This window comes from Marinobacter changyiensis, assembly GCF_009193265.1.
Classification (GTDB): Bacteria; Pseudomonadota; Gammaproteobacteria; order Pseudomonadales; family Oleiphilaceae; genus Marinobacter; species Marinobacter changyiensis.
In genome coordinates this window covers 188,497-200,731 of record NZ_VZZZ01000006.1, presented here as the reverse complement: position 1 = coordinate 200,731, position 12,235 = coordinate 188,497, and the positions used below count along the sequence as shown (strand labels likewise).

Genomic DNA, 12,235 nt, shown 5'->3' with positions numbered 1-12,235 from the left:
CGCAGGCCAGGCTTGAGGCCTGTATGTTTGGATTCTGATACCCGGTTTGGCAGGGTGAGCGCTATTCAATGGCGGCAGAACAACTTTTGGTGGTGGGAATTTGAAAAAACTGATCCTGATTTGTGGTCTGGCCCTGCTGGTGGCGGCCATTATCAGCATTGTGTCCAGGCCAGTGCCGATTGAGCAGAAGCTGATACAGGTTCACGCCACGGATGTGCTTGAGGACTTCCCCGCCATTGAAGAGGAGCCTGTTGAGGTCCAGGCTGCGTTGCTGGACCTTGCCGATGATCCGGTGATGATGCTGAAAGCGAAGGCTGCTTTCCTGCGGCACCCGGAAATGGCCCGGGTGATTTTCCCGCTTTACGGCGCAGAACCGGAGTTTCAGGACATTCTCAGGCGTTATGGCGACAACATACTGCCGCCGATCCATCATTTTGTCAGCCGGCCTATTGGTTCGATCGAGCTCATGAATAACGTGGCCCAGAGATACCGTGCAGCGAAAGAGTTTTTCAACGAAACCCCGGAGGACTCCGGAACGCGGGCGCCGAACCAGCCGGGTGAGCTCTCCCCGGAAGAGCGTGGCTGGTATGCGGTCAACTTTATCCAGAGTGAAGGCCATGATTTCCTGGGTCAGTTCATTGTTGATGCCCAGGGCGACACGCAATGGGTAGGCACAGAGCGGGTATTGGAGGGTTTGAACCAGTTTTTCGCCAGCGGGGTTCGCAATCTGGAAGTCAACTACCGCTCCGGTGAAGAGATTACCGCCGGGGATATTGGCTGGGCTTCGGTTGATGTGCTGGTGTTTGCCAGCGCACTGAAAGTACTCCGTATGGGAAGGGCTGCTGCGGCGACCACAAAGGGCGCGAGCCGGGGTACCCGGTCAGCTGCCTTCGCCGCCCGTGTGACCCACAGTGGCAGAATGGTGCTAAACAGCGCCCGCTACGCCAAGTGGCCAGTGATTATTGGTGCGGGCTACCTCGTTATCGCTCACCCCAGCCTCATAAATGACGCGCTGGCGGGTATAGCTGACGTGCTCGGTTACCCTGCCTGGGCGATCCAGTTTCTGGGCTGGTTGCTGATCCTGATACCTGTACTCTACATTGGTAGCTGGCTGTTGTGGCTGATTGCCCCGATCGTTATGGCCTTCCTGCGCAGCGTTATTTTTCTGGTGGCCTGGTTGAGTGGCCGCAGCCGCCGCAGCTCGGGGTAGGGGGCCGTTGTGAAGCTGCATACGGACCCGGAATGCTCACCCCGGCAAGGGAATAAAGTCTTCCTCATCGCCCGGCACCTTCGGGAACCGGCCTGCCCGCCAATCTGCTTTGGCTTGCTCGATACGCCCCTCACGGCTGGAAACAAAGTTCCACTCAATGTATCGCTTACCTACAGATTCGCCGCCCACTAACGCGATCCGCGATTCTTCCTGCGCTTCAATGACCGCCTCCTGCCCGGGCGACAGGATCGCCATGGCATGTTCCGGAACCTCGGTGCCGGCGATGCGGATCTTGCCCCCGGCCACGTAGATGGCCCTTTCAGCAGCGTCTGGCAGGCGTAGGGTTTGGCCGGGTTTCAGATCCGCTTCGATATACAATGTGGGTGAGAAAAGCCTTACCGGAGAGGTGACGCCATAGGCGCTCCCCATCATCACGCGCACGGTCAACCCGGCCACGCTGAGTGACGGTATCTGGCCGGAAGGGTAGTGATGGAAGGCCGGATCGGCTTCTTCGTAGGCCTCAGGCAGGGCAAGCCACAATTGCAGGCCGTGGAGGGTATGTGACTCTCGGGTGATCTCCGGTCGTTCCCGCTCCGAATGCACAATACCGCTGCCAGTCACCATCAGGTTGATGTCGCCGGGACGAATGGGCTGGACGCTGCCAAGGGAGTCCCGGTGCAGGATTTCGCCTTCAAACAGGTAGGTCACCGTAGCGATGCCGATATGGGGGTGAGGGCGCACGTTGATGCCTTCACCAGCGGGGAAGCTCGCGGGTCCCATATGGTCAAAGAAAATCCAGGGGCCGACCATTTTGCGACCGGCCGTTGGTAGCAGGCGACGTACCGAAAATCCGCCCAGGTCGCGATCTGTGGGCGTCAGCAGCATCTCGATAACGTCGCAGGGATGCTCAGAGGTGTGGCAGGGTTGTTCGATCTGATCAAGTGTATTGCTCATAACGTGACTCCTCCTCGACAGGACGACTCAGATGGGTCCCTCAGTAAATAATAGGCGGAGCTGGCTGGCTTGAGTAGAGAGCGAAACTCATACTCACCAGCGCTGACGTCATCCATTCCTTCTGGGTGCCCCGACGGCGGCCAACCACACCTCGGTAGGGGCAGCAATGTACCTGGTGGCCACGACGATTGGCACCCGGGATCTGGTCTTCTCCCAGGTGAGCGCCCAGGGCTACTCCTGTTACCTGTTTGGCGGTGTGATTATTCTCTCCAGTCTGGTCCTGCAGGCTGCGACCAGCAAATTGGCGGGGTTGATCATGTGGGTTCTGGGGGCAATACCTTATTTGCTTGCCGCTGGCTGGATAGGTTGGCGGGGTTATTGGCAATGGCAGCGTCGATGGGGCGGCTGACCCCTTGCAGAGCCTGCCGCGTGGATATTGCTGTTTACAGTTTATCGACGGCGCTTTGACGCTCCCAGAAGCGCAGCTGTTTGCATTTCTTCAGGAAGCCGGCCACATCTTTTACCGCGTTGATGGGGATGCAGCCATCGTCCATCTGATCCTCAAGCCCGGTGGACTCGAACAGCGGCATGGCCTCTGTCGAGTAGCCAATGAACTTGCAGTGGGCGAAGGCATCGTTGACAAAATCCCTGGCCGGGCTGTGTGTCGCCAGCACCTTCACCTTGTCGGCGGATGGCATCAGGACCACCGCATCAAACAGCACCGAGGGTCCGCCATCCACTTTTTCATTCGCAGGGATGTGTGTGCCGTCACTGGCCTTGACGCCACCGATGGCGGGGGCAACCACTACCAGTGTTGCACCTTCTGCCTCCACGGCTTTTTTCAGGCCCGCAAACAGCTTGGCATCAACGCCATCCGTGGTCAGAACGCCAATTCTGCGGCCCTTGATACTGTCAGGACCATTTTTCAGAATGCTCAGTTTGTCGGACGCCGGCAGATCCTCCCGCGTCGGCATGGCCGCTTCGGCGGCCGGGGGAAGGTCTTTAATGCCGAGGCCGGTGGCTACAGTACGGGCAAGATCCTTATCCATGTTGAGCAGGTGAGCAACCATCCGGACACGGATATCTTCCCGCTCGACTTTGCTGAGCTCGAAGACAAACGCGTCCGCCATGTGTTCCTGTTCGGTCCTGGTCTGGCTGATGTAGAACTGCCGCCCCTGGCTGTAATGGTCGGAGAAGGTTTCCGAGCGTACTCGTTGTTTCTCGCCCTGGATCTGCTCCGGGTAGCTGTGAAAACCTGTTTCCGGGTTCTCCCTGGGACCGCCTTCATCGCCCCAGCTGTTGGGCTCGTAATTGGCCCGGCCCACCGGGTTATGCATCGCCATATGACCATCCTGCTGGAAATTCCACATGGGGCATTTCGGGGCATTGATGGGAATGTGGGTGAAGTTCGGCCCGCCCAGACGCTTGGTTTGGGTGTCCAGGTAGGAGAAGTTTCGGCCCTGCAGGAGCGGGTCATTGGATTGGTCAATGCCCGGCACCATGTTCTGGGTGCAGAAGGCGACCTGCTCTGTTTCAGCAAAGAAGTTTTCTACCGTCCGGTTAAGCACCATTTTGCCAATAGGCTTGATCGGAACCTGTTCCTCGGGAATCAGCTTGGTGGGGTCGAGGATGTCAAACTCAAATTGCTCGGCAAAGGCATCATCGAATACCTGAACCCCCAGCTCCCACTCCGGGAAGTCGCCACTCTGGATGGCACCCCATAAATCGCGGCGATGGAAATCCGGATCTGCTCCGTTGATTTTCAGAGCTTCGTTCCAGACGACAGATTGCATGCCCAGCTTGGGCTTCCAGTGAAACTTGACGAATTTTGATTCACCAGACTTGTTCACAAAGCGGAAGCTGTGAACGCCGAAGCCTTCCATAAATCTCAGGGAACGGGGAATGGTGCGGTCTGACATCGCCCACATCATCATGTGCATGCTTTCCGGCATCAGAGTCACGAAGTCCCACAAATTATCGTGAGCGGACTGGGCTTGGGGAAATCCCCGGTCGGGCTCCTGCTTGGCGGCGTGCACCAGGTCCGGAAACTTCATGGCGTCCTGGATAAAGAACACGGGAATGTTATTGCCGACCAGGTCCCAGTTGCCCTGTTGGGTATAGAATTTCACGGCAAAACCGCGGACATCCCGCGGGACATCCGCCGAGCCCTTGTTGCCGAGAACGGTGGAAAACCTGGCGAAGACCGGTGTCTGCTCACCGGGGCGCTGAAACAGGTCGGCCCCGGTAAGTTCTGCAAGACACTCGTAGTTCTCAAAGTAACCGTGGGCCCCCACCCCGCGGGCATGGACAACCCGTTCCGGGATGCGCTCGTGGTCAAAATGGAAAATTTTCTCCCGCATGACCTGATCTTCCAGCAGGGTCGGGCCTCTTGCCCCGGCCCGAAGGGAGTTCTGGTCGTCGGCAACGGGGGCACCCTGCTGGGTGGTGAGCGTATCGTCCTGGCCCTTGGCCTGTTGATGTATTTCTCCGCCGGTTCCGATGGCAAAGGGACAGCCGTGTTTTTTGGTCGTCATTGTTTGGCTCCTTGGTACGTTAGATGGCTCTAACTGCAGGATGAAAGCCATGGTTGGGTATTACATTTGCCTCCTGCCGCCAGTGGCGCCGAAGATTTCGCCGGTGACGTAACTGGCTTCTGGCGACGCCAGAAAGACGTACAGCGGGGCAAGCTCTGCGGGTTGGGCGGGACGACCTAGCAGGGTGTTGGCACCAAACTCCGGCACCTTGTCCTCTGGAATGGTTGCCGGGATAAGGGGCGTCCACACTGGGCCGGGCGCCACACCATTAACTCTCACGCCGCGCTTGATGCCTTCAGCAGCGAGGGACAACGTAAAGTTGGCAATGGCTGCCTTGGTGGCGGCATAGGGTGCCAGATGGATGCTGGGCGCGAAGGCCTGAATGGAGGTTGTGTTGATGATGCTTCCCCCCGGCGGAATATGGCCCAGAGCAGCGCGACAAAAATAGAAGAATGCTTCGATATTGGTACTGAAAGCATACCGGAGTTCGTCGTCCGGAATATCTTCCAGCTGGTTGTAGCTTTTCTGATAGGCCGCGTTATTAACCAGAATGTCGAGGTGCTTGAATTGGTTGATTACTGTGTCCACTACCTTGTCGCAAGCGGCTCTCGAGCTCTGGTCGAGTTTGATGGAGAGGGCTTTTGTCCCGGCTTCGCGAATAAGTCTTTCGGTCTCGCGGGCATCGCGATCTTCACTGAGGTAGGTAAATGCAACGTCCGCCCCTTCCCGAGCATAGGCAAGAGCGATAGCGCGGCCTATACCGCTGTCGCCCCCGGTGATCAGGGCGACTTTCCCCGCCAGTTTACCATTGCCTGCATAGCTCTCCTCACCGTGGTCCGGTTGCGGAGACATCTTCGACTCATGGCCAGGAAGGTTCTGGGGCTGGGTGTCAAAATCGGGTCTCGGATAGCGGTAACGGGGGTCATTGTCCATGGTTCTGGTCATGCCTGTTTCTCCCTGCCCAGTGAATTGACTACCGACGAGCAGGTCATTAGATCAGAGTCCCTGCAACCCGGACTTAACCTGTGTTAATTACCGATTGGCGGAAATTGTGTTTATTTCCTAGCTTTAATCTGACTGCCAAAAGGAGACTGGTTGGTCATGCTGGAGTGGCTGGGCGCTAATAAAGACTGGATCACAACGCTTACCAATATCGGAACGCTTCTGGTTTGGCTGTTCTACGCGCAATTGCTCTACAGTGGCTACCGCCGTCAGAGGCAACCCCGAGTATTGATCAATCAAGGTGTAGGTGGTGAAGGTCTGGATTCGCCCTGTCTGATCTGCAACATGAGCGAGGAAGCAGTTTACGTATATTTCATCCTGGTGATTCTCGAAACCTCGAAAGAACCCATCCTGGTGCCGGTGACTGACTGCGAAGTCGATGCCATGGGAGAAGACTCCAGTCCGCTGAGTGCCAGGACCAGGCAGGGGCCTGTCGGGTCGGGGAAATATCTCGAATTGCTGTCCTATCGCCTCCTCCTCGAGCGGGCTGCAAGGGAGGGGGGCATTGAGCTCAAGAACGCAAAGCCGGTAAATACCGATATTGAGCTCCGGGCACTTGAGTTTCACGTGGTGTGTCTCTATGGCTCAGACCGCAAGCCTTTTGGGGCCGTTAGGCGCTTCGAGTTGAGAACAAGTGATTCTGGAGAGGTCTCACTGGTGCCCGACTCAATTGACACCAGTCACAGGACCTCATTGTGGTACAGGCGTCAGATTCGCCAATGGCTGAAACGCTATTCAACGTGAAGTTACACCAGAGTGGGGTTAAAGCCACAGGGGGAGCAGGTGGGACTGATTTTATCCGGTCTTTTTATTATCGCTTTCCTCATGTCGGCAAACCCGCTACTCCCTGGGTCTTCAGGTGGCACGACTGGACGAGGCCTTGAGCCTGTTGGCATTCGGTATGGAGCGCGATTCGGGGTGGCAGTCTTATACTCTATTAAACGTGCGAGAGGTTATCGAGCAGTATCTTCACAGGGCGGCAGGCAGCCAGTCCGGCGCGGGGGCTAGCGTTCCGCCTTTTCCTGAAACAGGCGCCTTGTCAGATCACCGATTATCGGTGTTGCGTGCTGAGGAAATGGGAAATAGGTTCGAGCACATGCGGGACCGAAGGCATAGTTTGCACCGGCTGGTGCTGGGGGAGGGATGGACGTGGCCGATGGTTGAGCGGGGAGAACTGGTGGGCGACAGGATCTGACGCCCGCCCACCTGCGTCATTGGGCCCGGAGCGTGCCTGGCTGGTAGTTTGGGGGCTATCGCTACCCATGGATGCGCTATCTCTTACCCATGACGCCGTCAAAGGTACGTGGGATGGTGATATGTCTATTTCAGTTTGTAGGCCAGCACATATTCTCCGATGGTGGTCCCAATGGAGCCGTGCCCACCGGCAACCTGCACTACTATTTGCTCGCCCTGGCTATTCAGGTACGTCATTGGTGTGGCCTGGCCCCCTGCTGGCAGACGGACCCGCCAGAGTTCCTCGCCATCGGTCAGGTTGTAGGCGCGAAGGTAGTCATCCACGGTGGCGGCAAGGAACACTACACCCCCGCGGGTGATGATGGGGCCGCCGATACCCGGTACACCCAGCTCCAGAGGAATCGGAACTGGGGCTATGTCTTCAACGGTTCCATTCACATCCCCTTGTTTGGTGGGCACCACCAGCGCCGGTTGCAGGCCTTGTGCGGTCTCGATATCCACAAGGCCGGGCTGGGCCGGGGTATCCATATCCCAGAGATCGTGCTGGACGAACTGCTGCACCCATTCTACCTGCCCGGTTTCAAGGCTGAGCGCGACCACCGAAGAGGAGTAGACCTCTTCCTCCGGGGTGCGGTACATGCCCAATTGGTCCGGTGTGCGATATCCCATCGGGAAATAGGCCAGTCCGAGTTCTTCGTCAGCACTGGCCACCGCCCAGTTGTTGGGGGAACTGGTATTGGTGGAGTTATACGGTTATGTAACCTTGCCCTGGAGGGCCAGGCGGCCATGGTACATTCGGCAGGTAGTGCCATTACCCATCAAGGAGGAAGCCTGATGTCAAACACCCATAAGACCATCAATCCCGCCACCGAAGAAGTTCTCGAGACTTATGCCCTGATGTCCCGGCAAGAGGCTGAAGGCATTATCGAGCAGACCCACCATGCCTTTCTTGGCTGGCGCAAAACCGCATTCAGCGAGCGTGCCGATATCCTGCGCAAGACCGCCAAGCTGATTCGGGAGCGTCAGAACGACTACGCCGCACTGATGACCCGCGAGATGGGCAAAACTCTGGCCGAAGGCAAGCAGGAGTGCGAGCTGTGCGCCGCCATTTGTGAGTTCACCGCCGAGCAGGGCCCAAAAGAGCTGGCGGACGAAACACGGGAACTTCAGGGTGGCCGTGCAGTGGTCTCCTATCAGCCCCAGGGTGTGATTTACGGTATACAGCCGTGGAACTTCCCGCTGTACCAGGTCATCCGTTACAGCGCCGCCAACCTGATGGCTGGCAACACGGTGCTCTTGAAGCACGCTGCCAATGTCTGGGGTATGGCGCTGGAAGTCGAAAAGCTGTATCGGGATGCCGGAATGCCGGAGCACGCCTTCCGCACCCTGTTGATTGACCACGACGTCTCGGATGCGATCATCGAGCACAAATTGGTGCGGGGCGTCACGCTGACCGGTAGTCCCAATGCGGGCCGTGCCGTCGCCCAGCGCGCTGCCAAAGTGCTGAAGAAAACCGTGCTTGAACTGGGCAGTAACGATGCGTACCTGGTGCTGGCGGATGCCGACGTGCAGAAGGCGGCCAAGATTTGTGTTCAGGGACGTACCTATAATGCAGGCCAGACCTGTGTGGCAGCGAAGCGCTTTGTTGTGGTGGAATCGGTGTACGAGGAGTTTCGGGATGCTTGTCTGGCCGAGATGAAGAAACTCACCTTTGGTGATCCTACCAGCAGTGAGACCCGAATGGGTCCCATGGCCCGCGAAGATCTCAGAGATGGCCTTCATGAACAGGTAAGAAAGTCACTTGACGCCGGTGCCACCTGTTCTCTGGGTGGTGAAATCCCGGCAGGCAAAGGTTACTTTTACCCGCCAACCGTGCTGGAAAATGTTGCACCGGGGCAGCCGGCCTACGACGACGAGTTATTTGGCCCGGTGGCTGCACTGATCAAGGTAAGGGACGCGGACGAGGCTATGCGGGTGGCGAACGACTCCATCTACGGCCTGGGGGGCGGCATTTTCTCCGCCAACGAAGGTGAGGCTGTGCGCCTGGCCCGGGATGAGTTCGATACCGGTATGGTCAATATCAATGGCTACAATCTGGCCCAGCCCAACCTGCCCTTCGGTGGGGTCAAGGAAAGCGGTTATGGCCGTGAGCATGGCGGTTTTGGCATGCACGAGTTCGTGAACGTGAAGGCGGTAATGGTGACCCAGTCCTGATTCAGGCCTCTGTTTTGAAGGTGCCGGGAAAAGTACCTGGAAAAGCGCCTCGATGAAAAATCAAGAGATGAAAACTGGGGAGGCCGATCCGGCTTCCCCTTTTTGCAGGTAAGACAACCGGTTGGCACCTGTTTATTAAGCGCCCAGATGGGGGAATGATTAAGTAGGTCAGACCCATGCCATCAGTATCCAGGATGGGGCCTGCTGACTGGCTGATACCTCGATTAAGTAGTTCCTTACCCAGCTTTGGAATGGAGTATCCGGGTGCTGGTGAGGTGGTCGAATTTACCGGTCTGATTGTATTTTTTACCGTTCTTCCGGGGTGGAATCAGAAGCTGGGCGCGGGCCTCTTTTTGGCGGGTTCGAAAGGGCGGCGGCGGGGTCACAGAAAGGCTTTGAAGACGTCGAGGAGGGAGCGGCATTGCTTTTGCTTGGCTCTCGGTTGGAGTACGAGCAACCTGGCAACAGAGGAAAACCCTATGCCATACGATCGTAAGTCCGAATTGCCTGACAGTGTGCGGGATAATCTGCCATCCCATGCCCAGGACATTTACCGCAAGGCCTTTAACTCCGCGTGGGATGAATACATGGATCCGGACGACAGACGGGGTAATGCCGGGCGTGAGGAAACTGCCCACAAAGTCGCCTGGGCTGCGGTCAAAAAGCTATATCACAAAGAAGGGGATACATGGGTGAAAGACGAATCCTGAGGTGTGGGCCGTGGCGGGCCAAGCGGCTTGCCGGGCAATCGGTGGCCAGGCGGGTGGACGGTAAACTTGGCCGCGCTGGATTCAAAAGCGCTTCTCTTTGCTTGTAGTCTCTCAGAATGATCGGTCAGATTTACCGGATTGGTGCTGATTCTGGGGGAACCTCGCTTCTACACAGCAGATGGGCTTAATTTAATCCTGCCAGATCAGCTGGGTACCTCTTATTCAAGTACTTATTATTTAAGTATTTCTTGTTCAAGTGTTTTTTGTTTGAGTACCAATTGTAGAATTATCTCGTTTTTTCCTGCCATGGTTAACCCCTGTGATGGTATTTCTCGCTGGTTTCACGCATCGTACATGAATATCGAATGTGGCTTTAGCACGAAAATATCCCAGATACATTAGCTTAAGATAAACACCCCGTATTTTTTTGCTGGTATATTCAAGTAATAGGGTTGAAAGGGTAAAAGTGTGTATGTAGTTATTTTAATCATGATCTGAATAATGACATGTAAAAAACAGTTATATGATTATGTTTTCTTACTTGTCAGTATTTCCAGGTTGATTTTATCCACATCCGATTTCATATTTAAAAGACAGGATCATAGGGGTGTCTTTACGGAATGCTTAACGTAAAGACGAAATGCCATTGGTAAACCCATGGGTAGTAAGAGGTCATGTGTTGTCACGTGGAGTACCCGGACCCAGTTTCACAGGACTCAAACGGGCGGATGTTGTGAGCCCATTTTTTTCATGCGAGTGAACGATTTCGGGCACTGCCTGGCATTGTCTGGAGATCGCTTCTATTGCCTGATGCCCTTCTGAGGGGGGTCTTTGACTGGGTTATCCAGGCACGCATGTTGTCGCCGCGGTAGCCTGAACCAAGCAATTGGACCAGTCGACATTGGGCCGCATTGATGTGGCAAGGAGCTATTTATGACATTGATGAGTGCAAAAAACATTCCACTCTCGATTAACGGCAGCATTGCAGAGCCTGCGCATTTGCTAATTGTCAGTTATAGCGAGAACGGTCAGGCTCTGACCGAAATGCTTGGCAGCCTTCACTTCACCACCACCTATACGGAGGTGGTGAGCCATGCCCAGCAGGTTCTCCGCACTGCACGCCCACCCTGCCTGGTGCTGGATATAGAACGGGAAACCATTGGCCAACTGCAGTTGATTAAACTGGCAGGGGAGTACTCGGCAACGGTAATAGTCATTGGTCCGGCCGAGAGCGACTCTTTTGCCAAGCAGTGCCTGAGCCACGGTGCAACCCACTATCTCGCCAGACCGGTCACCCGTGAGCGGCTTTACCAGGCGCTGGGGGTTAGCGTCCCAGGTACCGGTGACAATAAAGAAAAGGTGGCAGGTCCAGCCCAAGGGGCGTCCACTATTGCGCTTGGCATGGCTTACAGCACCTCAAGCAAAATGCAGGAGATAGCAGCCCAGGTCAGAAGGGTGGCTCCTACGTTAGCTACTGTCTTTATCAGAGGAGAGAGTGGAACGGGTAAAGAGGTTGTTGCCCAGGCCATCCATAGGCTCAGTGATCGGTGTGACAAGCCCTTTGTACCGGTGAATTGCGGCGCGATTTCCCCCCAGTTGATAGAAAGTGAGCTGTTCGGGCATGAAAAAGGCAGTTTTACCGGGGCCGTGAGAGACCACAAAGGCGTTTTTGAGCGTGCCTGTGGCGGCACGTTATTCCTGGATGAAGTCACCGAGATGCCGGTGGATCTTCAGGTAAAGCTGCTGCGAGTCCTGGAAACGCGGCGGTTTTCCCGCGTCGGTGGTGACGGTGAAATGGAGGCCGATGTACGTATCGTGGCGGCCACTAACCAATGCCCGGAAACCGAAGTGAGAGCAGGCCATTTCCGGGCCGATCTGCTCTACCGCCTGCAGGTTTTTCCCATTAATCTGCCTCCGTTGAGAGAGAGGGTAGGGGACGTTCGGGATCTTGCCAGGTACTTCCTGCTGGAACTCAACGAACAGGATGGCAACAAAATAGAGTTTTCCGAAGATGCTTTACGGACGTTGGAGAACTATTCCTGGCCTGGCAACCTTCGCGAGCTGAAAAACGTGGTCCAGCGGGCCTACATCATGGCGGACCGGATAATCACCAAGGCCGAGATTCCGGACGATGTGGTCAATCCCCCGCCTTTCCAGGGCGACCAGAGTTCGGGGCCGTGCGTGACGGTGAGCATTGGCTCATCGGTGGCCGAGGCCGAGAAGACTCTCATCTTTGCTACGCTGAATGAGTGCAAAGGGAAAAAGGAGAAGGCAGCAAACATTCTGGGAGTCAGCATGAAGACTCTCTACAACCGGTTACGCCAGTATGAACGTCGTAAGGATGCCTGACTTCAAGGAGGTAGCCTCATGGCTAGAGCGTTAATCCAGGCACTCTTCGGAAATGCAGAGTTTGGGTC

At 56.1% G+C, this 12,235-nt stretch carries 9 protein-coding genes and 1 pseudogene; 6 read left to right on the top strand and 4 right to left on the bottom strand.

The window, feature by feature from the left end; translation table 11 throughout:
- Window positions 1-100: 100 nt before the first annotated feature.
- Window positions 101-1,210 carry a hypothetical protein gene (locus tag F6Y09_RS16705; RefSeq protein ID WP_152208080.1) on the top strand — a complete coding sequence of 370 codons (1,110 nt, stop codon included), beginning with the start codon at window positions 101-103 and terminating at the stop codon, window positions 1,208-1,210.
- Window positions 1,211-1,246: 36 nt separating this feature from the next.
- Here F6Y09_RS16705 and F6Y09_RS16700 read toward each other — a convergent pair whose 3' ends face one another.
- Window positions 1,247-2,164, bottom strand: a complete 918-nt coding sequence (locus F6Y09_RS16700) for a pirin family protein (protein WP_152208079.1) — start codon at window positions 2,162-2,164, stop codon at window positions 1,247-1,249.
- Window positions 2,165-2,330: 166 nt separating this feature from the next.
- On the opposite strand from F6Y09_RS16700, the gene F6Y09_RS16695 reads away from it, so the two are divergent.
- Window positions 2,331-2,573 (top strand): hypothetical protein, encoded by a 243-nt coding sequence (locus F6Y09_RS16695; protein WP_152208078.1) that lies wholly within the window; start codon window positions 2,331-2,333, stop codon window positions 2,571-2,573.
- Between the two features lie 34 nt (window positions 2,574-2,607).
- On the opposite strand, the gene F6Y09_RS16690 is transcribed toward F6Y09_RS16695, so the two are convergent.
- On the bottom strand, window positions 2,608-4,698 hold the full coding sequence (locus F6Y09_RS16690) for a catalase (RefSeq protein ID WP_152208077.1): 2,091 nt from the start codon (window positions 4,696-4,698) through the stop codon (window positions 2,608-2,610).
- A gap of 60 nt (window positions 4,699-4,758) precedes the next feature.
- Window positions 4,759-5,643: an SDR family oxidoreductase gene (locus F6Y09_RS16685; protein ID WP_218944193.1), complete on the bottom strand. Its 885-nt coding sequence runs from the start codon at window positions 5,641-5,643 to the stop codon at window positions 4,759-4,761.
- A gap of 156 nt (window positions 5,644-5,799) precedes the next feature.
- Between F6Y09_RS16685 and F6Y09_RS16680 the strand changes: the two genes are divergently transcribed.
- Window positions 5,800-6,444: a hypothetical protein gene (locus F6Y09_RS16680; protein WP_152208076.1), complete on the top strand. Its 645-nt coding sequence runs from the start codon at window positions 5,800-5,802 to the stop codon at window positions 6,442-6,444.
- A gap of 576 nt (window positions 6,445-7,020) precedes the next feature.
- On the opposite strand, the pseudogene F6Y09_RS16675 reads toward F6Y09_RS16680, so the two are convergent.
- Window positions 7,021-7,626, bottom strand: a pseudogene (locus tag F6Y09_RS16675) (membrane-bound PQQ-dependent dehydrogenase, glucose/quinate/shikimate family); the annotation flags it as partial.
- A 102-nt stretch (window positions 7,627-7,728) separates the two neighbouring features.
- On the opposite strand from F6Y09_RS16675, the gene F6Y09_RS16670 reads away from it, so the two are divergent.
- The 3 genes from F6Y09_RS16670 (at window position 7,729) to F6Y09_RS16660 (ending at window position 12,167) form a co-directional block, all read left to right on the top strand.
- Window positions 7,729-9,108 (top strand): NAD-dependent succinate-semialdehyde dehydrogenase, encoded by a 1,380-nt coding sequence (locus F6Y09_RS16670; protein ID WP_152208075.1) that lies wholly within the window; start codon window positions 7,729-7,731, stop codon window positions 9,106-9,108.
- A gap of 479 nt (window positions 9,109-9,587) precedes the next feature.
- A complete protein-coding gene (locus tag F6Y09_RS16665) occupies window positions 9,588-9,818 on the top strand; it encodes a ChaB family protein (protein WP_152208074.1) in 231 nt (76 codons plus the stop codon).
- A 933-nt stretch (window positions 9,819-10,751) separates the two neighbouring features.
- Window positions 10,752-12,167, top strand: coding sequence for a sigma-54-dependent transcriptional regulator (locus F6Y09_RS16660; protein ID WP_152208073.1), 1,416 nt, complete (start codon window positions 10,752-10,754; stop codon window positions 12,165-12,167).
- The last annotated feature ends 68 nt before the right edge of the window (window positions 12,168-12,235 follow it).